This is a genomic window from Vibrio minamisatsumaniensis (assembly GCF_050337445.1).
Taxonomy (GTDB): Bacteria; Pseudomonadota; Gammaproteobacteria; order Enterobacterales; family Vibrionaceae; genus Vibrio; species Vibrio artabrorum.
This window is the reverse complement of sequence record NZ_JAKJSY010000024.1, coordinates 1-23077: the sequence shown is the minus strand read 5'-3', so window position 1 is coordinate 23077 and position 23077 is coordinate 1. Positions and strand designations below refer to the sequence as shown.

5 protein-coding genes and 1 pseudogene are annotated in these 23077 nt (G+C 45.5%); 1 reads left to right on the top strand and 5 read right to left on the bottom strand.

Going from position 1 to position 23077, the window contains the following annotated elements; translation table 11 throughout:
• Positions 1-336 precede the first annotated feature (336 nt).
• A pseudogene (locus tag L4B77_RS07150) lies at positions 337-17532 on the top strand (retention module-containing protein).
• Positions 17533-17635: 103 nt separating this feature from the next.
• Here L4B77_RS07150 and L4B77_RS07145 read toward each other — a convergent pair.
• From L4B77_RS07145 to L4B77_RS07125, 5 genes are all read right to left on the bottom strand, one after another.
• On the bottom strand, positions 17636-18400 hold the full coding sequence (locus tag L4B77_RS07145; RefSeq protein WP_372040895.1) for a transporter substrate-binding domain-containing protein: 765 nt from the start codon (positions 18398-18400) through the stop codon (positions 17636-17638).
• Positions 18401-18648: 248 nt separating this feature from the next.
• Positions 18649-20415, bottom strand: a complete 1767-nt coding sequence (locus tag L4B77_RS07140; protein ID WP_261839476.1) for a sodium:solute symporter family protein — start codon at positions 20413-20415, stop codon at positions 18649-18651.
• 387 nt (positions 20416-20802) lie between these two features.
• On the bottom strand, positions 20803-21429 hold the full coding sequence (locus L4B77_RS07135; protein ID WP_261839477.1) for a bifunctional 4-hydroxy-2-oxoglutarate aldolase/2-dehydro-3-deoxy-phosphogluconate aldolase: 627 nt from the start codon (positions 21427-21429) through the stop codon (positions 20803-20805).
• Between the two features lie 73 nt (positions 21430-21502).
• A complete protein-coding gene (kdgK, locus tag L4B77_RS07130) occupies positions 21503-22435 on the bottom strand; it encodes a 2-dehydro-3-deoxygluconokinase (RefSeq protein ID WP_261839478.1) in 933 nt (310 codons plus the stop codon).
• Between the two features lie 34 nt (positions 22436-22469).
• Entirely contained in the window at positions 22470-22805 is a 336-nt protein-coding gene (locus tag L4B77_RS07125) for a cupin domain-containing protein (protein WP_261839479.1), read from the bottom strand.
• Positions 22806-23077 lie beyond the last annotated feature (272 nt).

Sequence of the window (23077 nt, the reverse complement as noted above, 5' to 3'; positions counted from 1 at the left end):
TTTCATGGCTAAAGCATAACGTTGCATAATAATTTGCAAGCCCATCAGGTTTTACTTGGTGGGCTTTTTTGATTTTGACGTATGTGAACCCCTGATTTTGTAAAAATTGGCTTCTTAACACAGATTTGGCACTTCTTATGGTGAAGACTACGCTTAATAGTAAATAAATAATTAAAAAAAGGTTAAATAATTCTCTTTTTTCAAGCGGATTCACGAAACCAGGCATGGCGTTAACCAGAGTTTAAGAAAAGCTCGGGGCGTAAATAGAATCATTTTCGTAAATACAGAGATCTGCACAACGACAAAGAATGGTGCTTTGTGACTGCGGGGGGATATATGGATATTCAAGTTTTGAGCCAAGCGGCGGTAGTGGAAGCAGTGAATGGAGAAGTCATCGCCGTTAAGCCTGATGGTAGTGCTAGAAAGATTGCAGTAGGTGATATCATCCGTGGAAATGAGATCGTGATTACTGCCAATGGATCTGAACTGATACTCGGTGTACAAAACAATGCGATTCCAATTGCAGATAATTGTGTCAGTTGTGTCGATGAGAACGGTGCTTGGACCGCGGTTCCTGTTGCTGGGGAGGTCAATGTTGATTTAGAAAAAGTGGACGCAGGAACGTTTACTGACGATGACTTTACGGCTATCCAACAGGCTATTTTAGGTGGTGCCGATCCAACCCAAATCCTCGAAGCTACGGCTGCTGGTGGTGGATTAGGCTCTGCAAACGCCGGCTTTGTCACTATTGATTATAACTACACACAAACTCAGCCATCGACATTCTTTGAAACTTCAGGCTTAGCAGAACGAAGCGTTGCTCAAGACAGAGAAGAGTTCAGAACCATAACTCGCTCATCGGGCGGTCAATCAGTGAAGTGCTCACTGAAGGCTCTATTTCTGGCAATACTTATCCCCAATCTATTACAACAACCGAAACGATTATTGCTGGTAGTCTAGCGCTAGCCCCTGACTCTTTTGCCCCAGAAGTACAGTCCCTCGCTTCGCTACTCAACGAGCTAAACAGTGATATCAGCTCAAGTGGTCAGCCCGTTACGTTTACTTACGATGCGGCGACCAATGCTATCGTGGGGGTTCAAGGTTCCGACGAAGTACTGCGTATCGATATTGACGTTGTCAGTGTTGGCAATAACGTTGAGCTTTCACTGGCCACGACGATTTCTCAACCCATTGATCACGTAACGTCAGTTGGCGGTGGTCAGGTTTCCTATATCGGCGATCAAATCAACATCACTTTTGATATTCAAGGTCAAGACACCGCCGGAAATCCACTAGTAACGCCAATCAATGCGCAAGTTGCCGTGGTTGATGGGGGCGATCCGTCTGCTGAAAGTGTGAATATCAGTAACGTAGAAACAAGCAATGTTCCAATCGAAGGGACATTCTCCAATATTGGCAGTGATAACCTTCAATCCGCCGTTTTTGATGCGAGTGCGTTGGAGCAATTTGATGGAATACTCAGCGATAATCAAAATACGCTTGCAAGGCTATCTGATGATGGGACAACGCTCACTTTGTCCATTCAAGGCCGAGGTGAGGTTGTTCTTACTATCTCGCTAGATACCGATGGTACCTATAAATTTGAGCAGTTTAATCCGATAGAACAAGTGGGTACCGATTCACTGACGTTCGATTTACCGATTACGATTACCGATTTCGATCAAGATGTGGTTACCAATAACATCAATATTGTTATCTCTGATGGTGATAGCCCAGTCATTACCAATGTCGACAGTATTAGTGTCGATGAAGCCGGCATCATTGGAGGATCACAAGAGGGAACCGCGCCCGTAGCGGGGAGCGGAAGTATCACTGCCGATATTTTCGAAAGCGACATCATCGATCATTATGAACTGGAGCCGACGGAATTTAATACGGGTGGCACCTTGATTTCTCATGGTGCGGCGGTGCTACTCGAGTTGGTTGATGAAACTAATGGTGTAAGAACTTACGAAGGCTATGTAGAGGTCAATGGATCGAGAATTACGGTCTTTGACGTAAAAGTTGATAGCCCATCATTGGGGAACTATTTAATTTGTATGAAGACCTTTCGCACCAAGGCGCTGAAGATGCGTTATTAACTTTTGCACTGCCAATTTATGCGGTGGATGCGGATGGCGATAGGTCTGCGTTATCCAGTGGTTCAAGTACACCAGAAGCCGCCCAGATTCTTATCAACGTTAAAGATGATGTTGTTGAACTCGTTGATAAGGTTGAATCAGTCACTGAGCCGACCTTAGCTGGCGATACGGTTGTTTCGTATAATTTATTCAACTTCGAAGGCGCTGATGGCTCAACCATTCAATCATTTACCTATGATGGTGTTGATTATTCGCTAGATCAGAGCTTACTACCTGCCGCCGCTCAAATATTCAGTTTTACTGAGGGTGTGGTAACCATCTCACTGAATGGCGATTTTAGCTTTGAAGTTGCGCGCGATATTGACCACACAAACAGTGAAACCATTGTCAAACAGTTCTCATTTTTAGCTGAAGATGGTGATGGAGACACGGACACTTCAACGCTTGAGCTAAGTATCACTGACGGCCAAGATCCAATCATTGATTTGATCCCGTCTGTTACTCTCTCAGAAACCAACCTTGCTGATGGATCTTCGCCAAGCGGAAATGCGGTCAGCGCTACCGAGACGATTACCTTTACCGCTGGTAGTGATGATGTCGCTAAATTTCGTATTGAACCAACGGAATTCAATGTCGGTGGGACACTGGAATCGAATGGGTTTGTGGTCGAGATAAAAGAAGATTCGGCCAATCCGGGGACTTACATCGGTTTTATTACCAACGGTTCTGGCTCTGAAATCCCAGTGTTCACCATTAGTTTTTCTGCTACTACGTTAGGTGAATACACCTTTACCTTACTAGAAGCGCTAGACCATGTGGATGGACTAGATAAAAACGATCTAAGCTTTGAACTTCCAGTTTATGCGGTAGACAGCGATGGCGATGACTCATTGGTGTCTCAGCTTAATGTGACCATCGGTGATGACGTTCAAATCATGCAAGACGGCACGTTAGATATCATCGAGCCAAATCTTGCTGACGGCACGGTAACAACCAACACCATTGATGTAATGCCTGATCAAAGTGCAGATGGCGCGACCATCACTCAGTTCACTTATGACGGTGTCGTAAACATACTCGATCAAAGCATTTCAGGCGAGCAGCAGTTTAACTTCGCAGAAGGTAGCTTGTTCATCACCCTTGAAGGCGACATGCGTTTCGAGCCCAACCGTGATCTCGACCATACCACGAGCGAAGATATCGTGAAGTCGATTGTGGTGACCTCAAGCGACTTCGATAAAGATTCGGTGACTTCAACGGTTACATTGACGATCACCGATGGCGATATCCCAACCATTGATGTTATTCCAACCGTTAGCTTATCTGAAACGAATCTGAGTGATGGCTCGAACCCGAGTGGTAGCGCCGTAAGTCAAACCGAGACCATTACCTTTACCAACCAAAGTGACGATGTTGCGAAGTTCCGTTTAGAACCGAGTGAATTTAACGTTGGCGATTCTCTTACGTCCGATGGTCTGGTTATCGAGCTTAGAGAAGAACCTGCGGGGTCGGGTAATTATATCGGTTTCACGACCGACATTTCGAATACTGAAACTACCGTTTTCACTCTTGATTTCAGCAGTACTAATTTGGGTGAATACACCTTTACGCTTCTCGAAGCGATTGACCACACGCCGATTCAAGGCAATAACGACCTCACATTCAACTTGCCAGCTTACGCCGTCGATAGCGACGGTGACGATTCTCTGATGTCTCCGTTGGCGGTGACGATCACCGATGACGTTCAAGTGATGGTCAATAGCTCACTCAATATTGAAGAGCCAACGGTTGCGGATTTAGCGGCAGGCACGCCGACCACGACAACGGTTAATGTTCTCGATGAAGAAGGCGCTGATGGAACGACCATTACTCAGTTTACCTATGATGGTGGCGCGGTACTAACACTTGACCAAAGCGATACGGGTGAACAGAAGTTTGATGTTGCTGAGGGTTCGCTGTATATCACCCTGCAAGGCGACGTGCGTTTCGAGCCTAATCGCAATCTCGACCACACGGGTGGAGACATTGTTAAATCGATAGTGGTGACCTCAAGTGATTCTGATAACGATCTTGTTTCTTCAACGGTTACGCTGACCATTACCGATGGCGATATTCCAACCATTGATAATGTACCAAGTGTTACGCTATCTGAATCCAATCTGAGTGATGGCTCTGCTCCAAGCGGCAGTGCGGTCAGTCAAACTGAGACGATTACCTTCACCAACCAAAGTGATGACGTGACGAGTTTCCGTATTGAACCTACTGAGTTCAATATTGGTGGCCTTCTAAAATCGAATGGACTGACGGTTGAGCTTAAAGTCGACCCAAGTACGCCGGGAGGCTACATCGGCTTTGTGACGACGGCGCCTAATGTTGAAACGAACGTGTTCACGATGAGTTTTTCGGATACCAATATTGGTCAATACACCTTCACACTGTTGGAAGCGTTAGATCACGTTGATGGGCTAGCAAATAACAACCTAAGCTTTGACCTGCCGGTTTACGCTGTTGATAAAGATGGTGATGATTCACTGGTGTCTCAACTCAATGTGACTATTGGTGATGATGTTCAAATCATGCAAAACGGCACATTAGATATCGTTGAACCGAATGTTGCTGATTTGGCTGGTGGCACTGTAACGACCAATACCATCGATGTGATGCCAACGCAAAGTGCGGACGGCGCGACAATCACTCAGTTCACCTACGATGGTCAACTTCGAACACTGGATCAAACTGACAATGGCGAGCAACAGTTTAGCTTCACGGAAGGAGAGTTATTCATCACTCTTCAAGGTGAAGTGCGTTTTGAGCCAAATCGTAATTTAGACCACACAACGAGCGAGGACATCGTGAAGTCGATTGTGGTGACTTCAAGTGACTTCGATAACGATCCAGTGATAGCAACGGTTACGCTGACCATTACTGATGGTGATATCCCAACCATCGATGCAGTGCCAAGCGTTACTCTATCTGAAACTAACCTTAGCGATGGCTCTAGCCCGAGCGGTAGCGCAGTCAGTCAAACCGAGACGATTACTTTCACTAACCAAAGTGATGATGTGACGAGCTTCCGTATTGAACCCACTGAGTTTAATGTCGGTGGTGCACTGAAATCGAATGGGTTTGCGGTCGAGATAAAAGAAGACTCTGCTAATCCGGGTACTTACATCGGTTTTATTACCAACGGTTCGAACGCTGAAGTCCCCGTGTTTACCATTAGCTTCTCTTCAACCACGCTAGGCGAATACACGTTCACTCTACTTGAAGCGCTAGACCATGCTGATGGCCTAGATAATAACGATTTGAGCTTTGATCTGCCTGTTTATGCGGTAGACAGCGATGGTGATGATTCACTGGTATCGCAGCTTAATGTAACGATTGGTGATGATGTTCAAATCATGCAAGGTGGTGCGCTCAATATTACCGAGCCGACCGTCGCTGATTTAGCGGCAGGTACACCGACCACGGCCACTTTTGATGTCATGCCAGACCAAAGTGCTGACGGCGCGACCGTCACTCAGTTCACTTATGATGGCGTCGTAAACACCCTCGATCAAAGCATTTCCGGCGAACAACAGTTTATCTTCGCAGAAGGCAAACTGTACATTACTCTCGAAGGTGAAGTTCGCTTTGAGCCTAATCGAGATCTTGACCATACGGCCGGCGACATTGTTAAGTCGATCGTGGTGACCTCAAGCGATTTCGACAAAGACTCAGTCACTTCAACCGTTACGTTAACGATCACCGATGGTGATATTCCGACCATTGATGTTATTCCAACGGTTAGCTTATCTGAAACGAACCTGACGGATGGTTCAGCCCCAAGTGGCAGCGCAGTAAGTCAAACCGAGACCATCACCTTTACTAATCAAAGTGATGATGTGGTTCGCTTCCGCCTTGAACCAACAGAGTTCAATACCAACGATGCACTTACATCGAATGGTTTAGCGGTTGAACTGCGCGAAGATCCGCAAGGGTCGGGCAACTACATCGGATTTACCACCAGTTCGTCTAATGTAGAGACAACAGTATTTACGTTGAGTTTTTCTGGGACAACCTTAGGTGAATACACCTTTACCTTAATTGAAGCCTTGGCTCATCAAGATGCACGTGGCAACAACGACCTGAGTTTTGATCTGCCTGTGTATGCGGTGGATAGTGACGGCGACGATTCGTTAGTCTCTCAGCTTGGCGTGACGATTGGTGATGATGTGCAGTTGATGCAAGGCGGCACAATAACCAGTCGCGAGCCTGCGGGAGCAGTCGAAACATCGAATACTCTGGACGTGATGCCCAATCAGAGCGCAGATGGAGCAAAAATCACGTCATTTGTGTTTGATGGAAACAGTGCAGAAAGCCTTGATCTCAATGTGAATGGCGAGCAAGAGTTTGTGTTCACTGAAGGTTCTGTATTTATTACCACAGAAGGTGAGATACGATTCGAGCCTGTGCGAAATCAAGATCACACGAGTGGTGATATTACCAAGACGATTGTTGTTACATCTACTGACCTTGATGGCGATATCGTTTCATCTACCGTGACATTGAAGATTACCGATGGTGATCTTCCAACGATCGATTTACGCTCTCAGAAGTGGATCTCGCTGACGGCTCTTCGTCAACCGGTAATCCAGTGACGATGACTCAAGTTATTACCTACACCGAGGGTAGTGATGACGTAAGTCACTTCAGAATTGACCCAGTACAGTTCAACACATCTGGAGCTTTAAAGTCCAATGGCTTAGAGGTTGAGATAAAAGAGCAGCCAGCGAATTCTGGTAACTACATTGGCTTCGTCAAGGACGGTTCTAACGTAGAAAGCAACGTCTTCACGATCAGTTTCTCGACAACCAATCTAGGGCAATACACGTTCACACTGCTTGAAGCGTTAGACCATGCAGATGGATTACAAAACAATACTTTAAGCTTCGATGTCCCTGTTTTAGCGGTTGATAGCGATGGTGATGATTCTGCAATGTCGCCAATGACCGTGGTGATCACCGATGATATACAAGGCGTACAAGATGGGGTGCTCAGTATCACTGAGCCTTCACTGGCTGATATAGCAGCAGGTACGCCAACCACGCCTATAATCGACGTTATGCCGACACAGAGTGCTGATGGCGCGAAAGTGACTCAGTTTATCTACGATGGCGGCACGGCTGTGACGTTAGACCCAACTGTATCTACGGAACAAGTTTTTACCGTAACCGATGGTTTACTGTACATCACGATTGAAGGTGAAGTGCGCTTTGAACCAAGCCGAAATCTAGACCATTCATCTGGCGATATCGTGAGAACGATAGTCGTGACGACCAGTGACTTTGATAACGATACCGATACCGCGGATGTCACTTTGACGATCAAAGACGGAATCAATCCAGTGATCGATCTAGTGCCAGATATTAACCTATCGGAAGTGGGTCTTGCTGATGGCTCTATGCCGAGTGGTTCGGCGGTGAGTTCGACACAAACGATCACTTATACCGTGGGTAGTGATGATTTAAGCCACTTTAGAATTGCAAGCAACGAGTTCAATCCTGGCGATCTACTCAAATCAAATGGTCTTGTTGTCCAGCTAAAAGAAGATCCGTCTTCTCCAGGTGACTATATTGGCTATACCGATGATGGGGCAGGTAACGTAACCGACGTTTTCACCATTAGCTTTGATAGTGTAAATAAAGGGCAGTTCACCTTTACCTTGATTGAGGCGCTCGATCACCTTGACGGGGTTCTTTATAACGACCTGGCTTTCAGCCTACCTGTTTACGCCGTGGATACCGATGGGGACGATTCGGTTAAACGCGATGTCATGGTGACGATACAAGATGACATTCAACAGATGCAAGATGGCACCTTAACCATTACTGAACCTAACTCTGGCTCGCCAACGACGGCTACCGTTGATGTCATGCCGTTACCAAGTGCTGACGGTGCGACCATTACTCAGTTTACTTTTGGAGGTGGCCCTGCGATCACCTTGGATCAAACTAACAATGGCGAGCAAGAGTTTACCTTCACGGAAGGCTCACTGTTTGTCACGCTAACCGGTGATGTAAGATTCGAACCAAACCGAAATCTAGACCATTCTGCGGGCGATATTGTTAAGTCGATTGTGTTTACGTCTTCTGACTTTGATAAAGACACCTTTTCATCAACAGTCACGCTTACGATTGTTGATGGCGATGGGCCAACCATCAACGTTGTGCCAAGTGTCAGCTTGTCGGAAAGCTTACTTGCGGATGGTTCGACACCGAGCGGAACGCCGGTCAGTGTGACGCAAACTATCACCTCGCTAGCGAGCAGTGATGACATCGGAAAAATAGTCGTCGAAGTTGGGCTGTTCAATACCAACGGCGTGTTGAAGTCTGATGGCCTTGAATTGAGCTTACGTGAGGAGCCTGTGGGTTCTGGCGACTACATTGCGTTTACGACGGATGGTTCGGGTGGTGAGAAAATCATATTCACCCTAGATTTTGATGATACTAATCCTAGCCAGTACACGTTTACGCTGCTTGAGCGTTTGGACCACGTTGATGGTTTAGGAAGCAACGATCTGAGCTTTGATCTCTCTGTTTACGCAGAAGATACCGATGGTGATATTTCAGCGTCTAAGCCGCTTACTGTCACCATTACCGATGATGTCCAGTTAATGCAGTCTGGTGTGCTTAACATCACTGAACCAAGCACCGGGACACCGACCTCGACCACATTTGATGTGATGCCAGCACAAAGTGCAGATGGTGCCACAATCACTAAGTTTACCTATGGCAGCCAGCCAGAATCGTCTCTGGTACAAAGCAATACTGGAGAACAAGAGTTTGTATTTGCAGAAGGTTCTTTGTTTATCACGCTTGAAGGTGATGTGCGTTTTGAACCTAACCGCAATTTAGACCACTCTGGTGGCGATATCGTCAAGACCATTACGGTGACATCTGAAGATAAAGATGGCGATATCGTAACGTCTACCGTGACATTAACGATTACCGATGGCGCGCCACCAACTATTGATACCGTACCGACTGTCGCGTTGGAAGAAGCCAATCTGATGGATGGTTCTTCACCGGGTTTACCTGTTAGCCAAACTGAAACCATTACTTTCACCGCTGGAAGTGACGATGTGAGCCACTTCCGTATTGATACCACTCAATTCAACACGTCTGGCGACCTGAAGGCAGATGGTTTGGTGGTTCAGCTAAAAGAAGATCCTGCCAACAGTGGAAACTATCTTGGTTTCGTAGAAAGTGGGGGTGTCCAAACGGACATTTTCACCGTTACCTTTAGTAGTGTGGCGCTAGGCGAATACACGTTCACTTTATTGGAAGAGCTCGATCATTTGCCAGTACAAGGCAATAACAATCAAATCTTCACCTTGCCAGTGATCGCAGTCGATAAAGACAACACTGACTCAGCGCTGAAACCGCTCACCGTGACCATTACTGATGATGTGCCAACCATCACTGATACGAGTGTTGCAAGTACGTTTGTCGTTGATGAAGACGATTTAGGCTCTGTTGTTGCTCAAGCGACTGGCTCGTTTGTGACTACAGAAGGTGCAGACCAAGTTGAGGTTTACGAACTACGCAATATCTCAACTCTGGAAGCGACGCTATCGTCTGGCAACGACGGTATTAAGATCACTGAGATCACCGGTGCAGCAAACGCGACCACCTATCAAGGGGCAACGGACCCTGGTGGAACGCCAATTTTCACGTTAGTGCTGACGGATGACGGTGCTTACACGTTTACCTTGCTTGGCCCTCTCAATCATGCCACTACACCGAGCAATCTTGATACATTAACCATACCGTTTGATGTTGTAGCGGTTGATGGTGATGGTGACGACTCTAACCAATATGTATTGCCAATCGAAGTACTTGATGATGCACCAGTAATGAGTGCGCCAACGGGTGAAACGGTGGTCGATGAAGACGATCTTGCTGGCATCGGTTCAGATCAATCGGAAGATACCAAGATTAACGGGCTGTTCAGCGTCGATGAAGGTGCTGATAGCGTGGTGAAGTATGAACTGGTTGATGAAGATTTGGTTCTGACGGGTTTAACCTCCGATGGAGAAAGCTTAGAGTGGCTAGCTGTTTCACAAAGCGGTACCGCATTTACTTACGTAGCTCAAACTGCAACCAGTAATGAAGCGGTGTTCGAGATTATTTTCGATACCTCGGATAACAGCTATCAATTTGAATTGTTTAAAGCACTTAAACACCCTGACGGTGCAGGTGAAAACGCGATTGACCTTAACTTTTCTGTTGTGGCAGAAGATTTCGACCAAGACCAATCGAATGCTATCGATCTGAAAATCTCGGTGATGGATGATGTTCCTCTGGTCACAACACAATCGATTACTCGTATTGAAGGCCAGAACTACAACGGCTCTAAAGTTAACATGTTTGCTAACGCGACCGATGTCGGCGCCGATGGAGCAGTGCTGAGCCGAATTGAAGGCATGACTAGCAATGGCAGTGATATTGTTTTTCGTACTGGAAATAGCGGTCCTTACAGTGATGGTTTCGATTTAAACAGTGGCACCCAACAAGTTCGTGTTTATGAACAAACTAATGACGTTAGTGGTATCGTAACCAGAGAGCTAGGTCTATTACGTATTAACTCAAATGGTGAAATTGAATTCAGAGCCAACGGGTATCTAGACCACGATGGCGAAACCATCGACTTCTCTATCAATGTGATCGCTACCGATGGCGATTCTGATATTTCATCGACGCCGTTAGATATTACGATTACGGATAGAGATTCAACTGCAATCTCATTGAAAGTAACCACGTTTGAGGATGCGGGCAGAGATTCAACGATACCTTATGCAACAGGCGATTCGCCGACGCTTGAAAATATTCAAGACAACCAGAGTGGTTTGCCTAATGCGCCAGCGCAAGTTGCACTGCAAGTTAACTTGTATGACCAAGATAATAACGAGTCTATTGGCCAACTGACGATTCAAAACAGCAATCACAGAGGGACGTTTTATTACTTTGATGGTGCTGAGTATCATAAGCTAACGACTCAACCCAACGGTGACATCTTATTTGGTCCTCCAGAGATGCAACAAAGCTTTGCTCCAAATCCGAATGAGGCAAGGCAGACCATCGCGACCATCGATAATTTGTTCTTTGTACCAGACCAAAACTTTGGTTCAAATAACAATGGCGTGCGCATTAACTATCAACTCGACATTGATAACAATGGTACGCTTGACCACAGCGTAAACTCAAACTTCAGAATTGAGATTGAAGCGGTAGCGGATATTGCAACATGGGATGACGCCAATAGCACTTATCAGTATCAAGTGAATGAAGATCAAGACAACGTGACGTTGCAGTTGAATGCGGATTCGCAAGATAACAGCCGCACCGAGACGATGACTTATGAACTGGAAGCCGTTCAAGGGGATGGGAAGTTTGAACTGCTTGATCAAAATGGCACAGTGCTAACGCCGGTGAATGGTGTTTACATTATTGCAGCTGGTGATATCAATAGCACAGTCGTCAATCCGATCGATAACTTCTCGGGGCAAATTGAGTTCAAAGCGACAGCCATTACTGAAGAGACACTGAACCCATATGATGATTCAGCCAACGGTGGCTTAGATAAAACGACGGCGCGTTCTGTTGAACAAAATATCATTATTGACGTGACTGCTGACGCCGATCCTGGAAAATTCAGTGTGAATCGTATCAAGATCAACGAAGACAATATCGATGATCCAAATTACATTGGAGCTTTGGACAACAAAGATGCGTTCACGCTAGATGAAGTCATCACCATGACAGGGTCTGTGGATACCGATGGTTCTGAAGAGTTGTTTGTTCGTATCAGCAATATTACTGAAGGTGCGGTGCTTTATTTCCTTGGAACTACGACCCCAGTTCCTACAATCACTATTAACGGTATTGATTATCAGGAAGTGGCGTATTCCGACTTAGCCAATGTAGAGATCGTTCCGACTAAACACAGTAATGTCGATTTTACTTTTGATGTAACCGGTGTGGTTAAAGACACCGCGAACCTCTCTACAGGGGCGCAAGTTGATGAAGAAATCCTAGGGACTAAAACGGTTAACGTTGAAGTTAAAGGTGTCGCAGATATTCCTTACGGCGGTACTAGCGGAACGGCATGGACTGCAATACCTGATACCGATCCTGACCCTGCAAGTGGTGTGCAAACCACGATCCAAGAGAGCCAGAATGGAGATAGCTACGCCGAGCTTGATTTCACCGTGTTGTCGGGAGAGAGAAGACCTGATCCTGCAGCTGTAGATCAAACCCCATTACCTGACGACGGTTCAGAATCCATAACCGTTATCCTCTCGGGTATTCCTGATGGCGTTATTCTGGAAGACGGTGACGGTACCATTATTGACCTTAACTTTGTCGGTTACGAAACTGGTCCGGGTGGTAGCCCTGATCTGTCTAAACCTATCTACGAAGCGAACATCACTGACGCGGGTAAAACCTCAGGAATCCGTATCAGACCCGTCGATTCTTCAACCGAGAACATTCACATTCAGGGTAAAGTGATCGTGACTGAGAATGACGGTCATACGCTTACGTTTGACCAAGAAGTGCGAGTGCTAGTCGAACCTAGAATCGATACCTCGGCCACGTACAGCACAGTCACTAATGGCGATGAAGATACGGCGATCAGTATTGATTGGCACCCAGAGGGTACTGATTATATTGATGATGATGAGCATTTCACTTCTATTGCCATCAGTGCCATTCCGACAGATGTTGAAAGTGTTGTGGTTAATGGCGATGTAACTTGGGTTTACGATGCCTCTGCTGGCACTTTAACCATCACGCCGAAGAGTGGCCAGACGGCTGAAGAGTTTACTCAAATTGCGCTGAACAATAATTTTATTCAGATCACACCCGCACAAGATTCAAGCACCGACTTTACCCTTAGTACGGTGGTCATGATCGAAGAGCGCGATCATGAGTATGTTGATGCAACGGATCCCGGTCAGGGTATTGCTACTGCTACTATCAATGGTTCTATTGAAGTACGTGTGAGACCTGTCGTTGAACCTGGAGATGCCGACAACAAGATTGTCGTTTCAAACGAAGATGGTTCTGGCGATCTCACTACGATTACGGCTGATGCCAATGGCGTTATTAAATTTACGACCAATAGTGATAACACTTCAATTACCGATGAATACGTCGTTCGATATCAAGAAACCGATTTAAGCACAGTCGAAGAGCAAGTCGATGAAGTTATCGTTCAACTGACTAACACAGACGGCAGTGCGTTATCGGATGATATTTTGGGGCAGTTGTTAGTAACAGGCGCTTCGTATGAAGGTGGTGGGCGTTGGGTTGTGACCAATGAAGACGCTTTCAGTGTCAGTGCTCCTAATGGATTAGATTTTACTCCTGGCAATGATGCTGACGACGTTGTCGGCAACTTCAATGATATTAAGATGACACTCTACACATTAGTCTCGGATCCCGGTGATGCTAACAATGAGTCCTCTGTTCAAGTACAACGCAATGGTGAAGTCACGCTTTCTTACCCCGAAGTGTTGACGGCTCCAGATAAAGTGGCGGCAGATATTGCGGTAGTACCCGATAGTGTCATTGACGCTGTTGAAGATGTTCAGCTTGATCTTGGCGCAGCCCTAAACGGCATTGTAAGCTTTACTGGGCGAGATGACTCTCCTGACCAAGTGACGGTGATCATTGATGGCACGCTAGTGATTGATGCCAGTACATCATTCCCAATTAGCCTGTCGGGAAGAAGTGATGTTGACTTTGTGAACGGGAAATATGTTTACGAGACAACCGTCGAGCAAGGTGTCGCTGTCGATTCATCTGGCTTGTTACTGAATCTACCCGCCGACTACTCTGGTGACTTTAGGTTACCAATCACCATCGTGACCAAAGATACACAGTCTGGTGATGAAAAAACTTTAGTGACTGAAGTTATCATCAAAGTCGCACCAGATGCTGAGACGGATCCAACGATTGAGGTCAATGTCGTGGGTTCTCTTGATGATGCCTTTAATCCTGTTGATACCGACGGTCAAGCTGGGCAAGATCCAGTCGGTTATGAAGACACCTATATTCAGCTTGACTTCAATTCGACCATTTCGGATCAGGTTTCCGGCGTCGAAGGTGGCCAAGAAGCATTTACGTCCATTACTTTAACGTTGGACGACCCTTCTATAGGTGCATTCTATGACAGCACGGGTACTTCATTAGGCACATCGGTGACGTTCAGTGAAGCGGAGATCAACGCAGGTGCGTTAGATAACGTCTTATTTCGACCTGCGCTAAACTACCCAACAGGCAATGACGTCAATCAGGTACAAGTGAATGTTAGTGGGACAGTGACCGATACAGCAACCTACAATGACAGCGTTTCTCCGATAGGCAGCTCGGTCGATTCTGATACTTTCTCTACCAGTGTCAACTTTGACGTCGTACCTGTGGTGGATGATGTGTCTGTCACTGGTCCGGGTAGCGATCCTGATGTTATCGAGATTACGGGGATGGAAGACCAGCTCATTTCATTGTCAGGTACAGGCCCTGTATCGATTGCCCTAACTGACCTTGATGGTTCAGAGCAGTTCGTTTCGATTAAATTTACGGGTGTGCCAGATGGCTTCTTAATGAGTGCAGATACTACCTCGGCTTACACTGTGAAAAACAATGGTGGCGGTGAGTGGAGTGTTCAACTGCCTCAAGCTGCTAGGCTGACGTTCGATCTGAGTGAGCTATCTGTCTTACCACCTAAAAACTTCAGTGGTACGGCTGAGTTTGGTGTTCAAGTGTTTACGCAAGAGTCTTTGCTAGGCGTACCAACTGCCGCGGCAAACTTACCAAGTTTCAAACTGCATGTGGTGCCAGTGGGTGATGATGTTGATACTAACCCGACCAATTCTGTTACAGGTAGTGAAGGTCAAAACATTGATATCGAAATCAATGCAACGATTTTGGATAAAGAGCTTTCGGCAACCGGAAACGGAACGTATAGCGAAAATGCTGCTGAAACACTTCGAGTAGAAGTTGTGGGCGTTCCTCAAGATGCCGCTATCTATTACCCAGACGGAATGACCTTGGGAAGCTATGATTCAACGACACAGATCTGGACGTTGGATGTACTAGCACAGTCGCTCGATAAGATTGTATTCAATTCAGGTGAACACAACAGCGATACCGGTAATGTTTTGGGCATTAATGGCCCATTACAAATTACGGTTCGTTCTGTGGATACCGACGCAGACAACACAGAATACTTAGGTACACCGACCAGCTTCACTGTTGATTTAGTGGTTGATCCTATCAACGATCAACCAACGTTTGTGAACGTCACCAATATTGAAACATCAGAAGACATCAGCGTTGCCATCGACAACTTTAGTCTCTACGACGTCGACGCAAACTTTGATAACCCAGACGCTCCGTATGAGCTGACGCTTCAAGTCGACCAAACATTGCCGGGAGCACAAGGTGTATTTGAGTTTACAAGCTCACCTGATGTGACGTTTGTATTGCAGCCGGATGGCTCTCTGGTGATTACAGGTAAAGAAGCGGATATCAATACTGCACTGAGCAGTGGGGCGGTGACGTTCAAGCCTGACCCAGACCAGAATTACCTCAACCAGAATGGTTTAGTCACGATAAAGGCAACATTGGATGATGGTGGTAATAACGGTCTGATTGATGCTGGAGATCCGAATACCGCTCAAACCAATCAAACGACCTTCACTATTAAAGTGACGGAAGTGAATGATGCTCCTGTCGCGACAGACGTTGATTTAGGTTTGATTGCTGAGGAAGGCCAACTTGTTATCATTGAAAGTGACTTAATTGCCGCAAGCTCTGATGTCGAGAACCATAATCTCACCGTCACCAGTGTTACCCTTACGCAAGGACAAGGGCAACTACAGCGCTTTGATAACGTGGGAGGTGCTGATGATCCTGCGATTACCGGTCCATACTGGGTATTTACCGCAGCTGATGAATATAACGGTGACGTTAAGTTCACCTATACCATAGAGGATGACGGTACCACCAATGGCGCCAATGACTTCTTAAGCGATACGGCGGAGATCACCGTGACAGTGGAAGGAGTGAACGATACGCCGGTTGTTAATGGTAGTGGTATCACAACGGTGATTGACGAAGACGCCGGTCAGTTAATCAGTGGCATCAATGTGAGTGATCCAGATTATGTGAATACATTCTCGAATGACCTGATGACGGTCACGCTGACTGTCGACTACGGTACATTGAATGTATCGCTTCCGACAGGAACCACAGTGGTGGTCAACGGCAATAATACCGGATCGGTCGTATTAGTTGGTACTTTGAGCGATCTCAATGCACTAATTGATACACCAACGAGCCCCAATGGCGTTTACCTTGATGCAAGTCTCTCTCCAACCAATAGTATAGGCTTAGAAGTCATCGCCAAAGATAGCGGAAACCCTTCGGGTATCGCAATAGAGACAGCACCTGTCGTTTACAACATTGCGGTGACGCCCGTCGCCAATGCGCCAACCCTGTCTATTGATACGGCAGCGAATTATGTGAGAAACATTACTGCGAGCCAGTCTGTCAGTGCGAGTGGTATTCCTTTGGTAGGCATTATCGCGGCCTTAACGGACATCACCGAAGAGCTAACGCTGCACATTAGTGATGTCCCAGCGGGTGCTCAAATCACCAGTGACGTTGGCTCTGTGACTGACCTCGGAGGGGGTGTTTGGGTTGCGACTGCGGATGCAATTGATAGCCTAAAGGCGGTTGGTCTCGCTCAAAATCCGGGTAATTACACGTTTAAAGTTGAGGCGGTTTCTGAAGAGACCGACAACAATGATACTGCAACATCGGCTTCAATAGACCTCAATCTGAATATTGTATCTGACGCGGTCGATATTAACTTGGCTTCGGAAAGCGATGATGTACAACTGCTTGCGGGCACAAACGCGACTGACCTAATCGCGGGCTCTGGCAATGACCGACTGGAAGGGGGAGCCGGTGACGATACGCTGGTTGGCGGTGCTGGTAACGATATACTGATTGGCGGTGGAGGCTCAGATATTTTGACAGGTGGCGACGGTATGGATTCGTTTGTCTGGTTGAACATTGAAGATGGCGTAGAAGATACCATTACCGACTTTAACCTTTCCGAGGGTGATCAAATTGACTTGAGAGAAGTACTTCCTGAATTGAAAGATGCCACGGTGAATATGGCGACGCTGCTGCAACATGTCGGTGCGAAAGTGGAGGGTAATGATGTAGAGCTAACTATTAACCCTGATGGTTTAGGTTTTACTGAACAAGTGATTGTGGTCGAAGATCTTGCGCCTCAACTAACGTTAACGAGTACTATGCCTTCAGATATTCTTGATGCGCTAGTGCAACAAAATGTGATCACTCATGGTTAACGACAGATGGCGTATTGTGAGTCGTTAGAAATGAACAGTTAAACCCGAACGAAAGAGGCCAGCAGCGATGCTGGCCTCTTTTTTATCACCATCAGAATTAAGATTATTTTAGTGAGTTATGGATCAGGAACTCATCTTCAACGCCTTTCAATTTCATTTCATCCATCATGAAATTGACAGTGTTCAACAAGCGCTGCTCACCTTTAGGAATCAGGTAACCGAATTGACCATTGGTGAAAGGGGTTTCACAGCGAGCGGCTTCAAGGCGCTTGTCTGTCACTTGATAAAACAGACCCTCTGGGGTTTCGGTGACCATCACATCGATTTTGCCTTCTGCAACGGCTTTTGGCACATCGAGATTATTGTCAAAGCGCGTGAAGGTCGCATTTTTCAAATGGCTGTCTGCAAAAGCCTCGTTGGTTCCGCCAATATTCACTCCTACACGAACAGAAGAGCGATTTACTTTCTCTAGGCTGTTGTACTGCTCAGCTTTGCCTTTCGCCACTAAGAAACACTTACCGAAGGTCATGTAACCTTGAGTTTGTTCCGCGTTGAGTTGGCGTTGCATTTTTCGCGTTATACCACCCATTGCGATGTCGTACTTGTCGCTATCGAGATCGGTCAGTAGATTTTTCCATTGGGTAGGAACGATTTTTAACTCTACCCCCAATTGTTCTGCAAAATACTTAGCGACGTCGATGTCATAACCGGAATACGTTTTGCCATCGAAATAAGAAAAAGGTTTGTAGTCGCCAGTCGTGCCCACTCGAAGTACGCCCGATTTTTGAATGTCTTGTAATTGGTCAGCTTGTGCTACACCAGAAAGCGAAAGAACAATGGAAGCAAGTAATAGTGATGTTTTTTTCATTATGATTATCTGTTGTGTTTGTCTTATTACTAAAAGTAACAGAAAGAGAATCAAAAAGAGATCAAACCATTGGAATAGTTGGGAAAAAGATAAATATAGAGGAGAGTATCAGGGGGAAAGCAGAACGATAAGCGTACTAGGATGACCCGTTATTTACTACGATTGGTATGATTTGTCGATAACAACAAAAATCCCATGCTATCAAATTGATAACATGGGATTCATTTTAAACGTTAGCGGTTACTTCATTACTTAGTAATGCGCGTTTTGCCTGTCTTCGCTGCAGATTTTGATGCATTAACCAACAGGATACCAACGGTTAGGACCATTGAACCACAAAGTAGGAACAACAAGCGTCCTGTCGGTTCGTTTGGAATCAAAGCCATTGCTAGGATACCGAAACCCGCTAAGCTGATAAGGTTCCCAAGCATTGAACGTTGTTTCGTATCGAGGTTTTGTTGCTCTTCACCTTCTGCGATAAGCGGCGTATTCCAGTTAGTGAACAGTTGGTCTACTTCTTTCTCACGCTCTGGCGTTAGGCCTTTATAGAAGCGAGAAGATAAGATGAAGTAACCACCAGTGAACACGACGTGAGCAGCTAAGCTTAGACCCACTTTTAAGTCGCTCCATTCACGACCAGAAAGAGCGGTGTCTAGGCCAAATAAATGTTCTACATCTTTTGCTTCAAGCGAGATTCCGAATATGTAAGAAACCAAGCCACCCACAATTAATGTCGACCACCCCGACCAGTCTGGCGTCTTGCGAATCCACATACCAAGTAATACAGGGATAAGCATAGGGAAGCCAATTAATGCCCCCACGTTCATTACGATATCGAACAAGCTCAAGTGACGTAGAGAGTTAATAAACAAACCAATAGCGATGATGATAACACCCATCATAATAGTGGTTATCTTACTGACGATGACCAGTTCTTTCTGCGTCGCATTTTGGCGAAGAATAGGGCTGTAGAAGTTCATGACAAAGATACCAGCATTACGGTTCAAACCTGAATCCATAGAAGACATCGTTGCAGCGAACATTGCTGACATAAGCAGACCAACCATACCGGCTGGCATAACATGTTGAACGAATGCTAAGTAAGCAGCATCACCGGCTTTGTCACCCATTGAAGCGTACTCAAGGGCAAAGTCTGGCATGAATGCACTCACATACCAAGGTGGTAGGAACCAAATTAGTGGGCCAATAATCATCAGAATACACGCAAGGCCTGCTGCTTTACGGGCATTTTCACTGTCTTTTGCGCAGAGGTAACGATAAGCGTTGATGCTGTTGTTCATAACGCCGAACTGCTTCACGAAAATGAACACAACCCAAAGGATGAAGATGCTCATGTAGTTTAGGTTGTTACCTAACATGAAGTCGCCGTCGAAGTTAGCAACGATATTCGTTAAGCCGCCACCGTGGAAGTAAGCTGCTACCGCACAAGTGATTGTCACGGCCATGATTACAAGCATTTGCATGAAGTCAGAAGCAACAACCGCCCAAGAGCCGCCCGTTACTGCCATCAATACCAGAACCAGACCCGTAACCACAATGGTAGCTTCCATTGGGATGTTGAATACCGCTGCTACAAAGATCGCTAGACCGTTTAGCCAAATACCTGCAGAGATAAGGCTGTCCGGCATACCTGCCCATGTGAAGAACTGTTCAGACGTTTTACCAAAGCGCTGACGAATAGCTTCGATCGCCGTTACCACACGAAGTTGGCGGAACTTTGGAGCGAAGTACATATAGTTCATGAAGTAGCCAAAAGCATTGGCTAAGAATAGGATTACAATAACGAAACCGTCATTGAACGCGCGTCCTGCGGCACCTGTAAACGTCCATGCTGAAAACTGTGTCATGAAGGCTGTTGCACCAACCATCCACCACAACATTTTGCCGCCTCCTCTAAAGTAATCACTAGTCGATGTGGTGAACTTACGGAACATCCAACCAATCGCGATTAAAAAGAGGAAGTAGGCGAGAACAACAAAAGTATCAATAGTCATCTTTTCAGCCTTTTAAATATCATAATTAACTGGAACCTAGGTTACTCTGTTTATGAGTTTATTTGTACTACAATATGTCTTTATCGTGATCTAAAGCGCATGTTTGCTTTATTGTTTTATTGCATATAGGCCATTTAAAGCGCTTTTTCTTGAGTTTTATGGGCTAAGGCGTGTTGTTGTTTGCAAATCACTGATTATTTATTTTTGTTATTATAATAATACAAATTAGCTGTATTCGCTAATCACTGAACTCGCGAAGAGTTTTGATGAAGAGGGCTCAAAATTGAAAGAAATATGATTAAAAATAAAAGAAACCTATTCATCGTCTCTTATGCGTAAAAAAGCGAGCTCTGGGCTCGCTTTTTTGATTAAAAGGTAAATAAATATCTATTTATTCACAAATTCAACCGCATCACGAACCAGTTTACCTAGTTCATCCCACTTACCTTCGTCGATAAGTTTAGTTGGAACCATCCAAGTACCGCCACACGCAAGTACAGAAGGGATCGATAGGTATTCATCTACATTCTTCAAGCTTACACCGCCTGTCGGCATGAACTTTACAGGGTAAACCGCTGTTAGTGCTTTAAGCATACCAGTACCACCAGACGGTTCAGCTGGGAAGAATTTCAACGTGCGAAGACCCATTTCCATCGCTTGTTCAACTAGGCTCGGGTTATTAACACCCGGTACGATTGCAACACCTTTGTCGATACAGTATTGAACAGTACGTGGGTTAAAACCTGGGCTTACGATGAAATCAACACCAGCTTCGATAGATGCGTCAACTTGCTCGTTAGTCAGTACAGTACCTGAACCGATTAGCATGTCTGGGAATTCTTTACGCATGATGCGAATCGCTTCGATTGCACATTCTGTACGTAGCGTGATTTCTGCACATGGCATGCCGTTTTCAACCAACGCTTTACCTAGAGGGATAGCGTCTTCAGCACGGTTGATCGCGATGACAGGAATTACTTTTAGGTTTGCTAGTTGTTCATTTAATGTCGTCATGAATTCTTTCTCACGTTAAATGTGGGCCTGCTTTCAACTAAGCAAACCCTTGATTAATAGTTAAAGTGCGTAATTATAGAGACAGATCAGGCGTCGCTTCTCGAGGAATGATAGCACCTGGATGCTGAATTACGGTTCCTGCCACAATATGACCTGAAAATGCAGCATCACGAGCACTACCGCCGCTCAAGCGCTTGGCCAAGAAGCCTGCACTGAACGAGTCGCCAGCGGCAGTCGTATCAACGATGTTGTCTACTGGATTTGGCGCAACGTATTGTGCGTTTTGGCTTTCAACCACTAAGCAGTCTTTCGCGCCACGTTTAATAACAATCTCTTTCACGCCACACTCAGATGTACGTGCTAAACACTGTTCAATGCTTTCGTCGCCGTACAACTCTTGTTCGTCATCGAACGTCAATAGAGCGGTGTCAGTGTACTTCAACATCTTCAAATACCAATAGATAGCTTCTTCTTGGTTTTCCCAAAGTTTAGGTCGGTAGTTATTGTCGAAGAATACTTGACCGCCTTGAACCTTGAATTTGTCTAAGAAGTTAAAGAGCTGTGTACGCCCATTCTCTGTTAGGATAGCAAGCGTAATGCCACTTAGATAAATCGCATCAAAAGTGAGTAACTTATCAAGTAGAGCTGGCGTGTCTTGCTGATCAAACATGAACTTCGCGGCAGCATCACTACGCCAGTAGTGGAAGCTGCGTTCACCCGTTTCATCGGTCTCGATGTAGTAAAGCCCGGGTTGTTTGTGATCAAGCTGAGCAATTAAGCTCGTGTCGATGCCTTCTGCTTGCCACTTTTCTAACATATCAGCACTGAATGGGTCAGAACCTAATGCCGTCACATAACTGGTGTTGATATCTTGCTCTTTAGTTAAGCGCGACAGGTAAAGTGCTGTATTTAGTGTATCGCCACCGAAACTTTGCTTAAGCCCGTCTTGTTTCTTTTGTAGCTCAACCATGCACTCGCCAATGATCGCGATGTTTAATGATTTCATATGCTTACCTTAGCAACTGAGGTTGCGCTCGTTATTATTTTAGGAAATCTTCACGCGCAGGGTTGAAGATATCAAGAAGGATGCTGTCTTGCTCTAGTGCAACCGCACCGTGCATCATGTGTTTACGGGCGAAGTAAGCATCGCCTTCTTTAAGCACTTTCTTCTCCCCATCAATTTCAGCTTCGAAGCTGCCACGAACCACATAACCGATTTGGTCGTGGATCTCGTGGGTATGAGGATGGCCAATAGCGCCTTTATCAAAACATAGGTGTACAGCCATAAGATCGTCAGTATAAGCAACGATTTTACGTTTAATTCCGCCGCCAAGTTCTTCCCATGGGTTTTCATCTAAAATAAAGAAAGCGTTCATTGTGTGTCTCCTAATCGGTTTAAATCGGTAAAAATACTATTGAGCATTATCATAAGATAATAAGTTTAATTGTAATACAATACATCTACAATAGTGTGATATTGATCAGGTGATACTTGATATGACGTAAATAAATCAACAAATTAACAAATGTCTGCTATGGCTTGTTTGGTATCATAATCAATGGTTTATGGGTGATTGTGTGATTCTGCTCATCATTTGGTGACGAATGGGTATGAATAAACCTCATATTGTATTACTTTATATGAAGT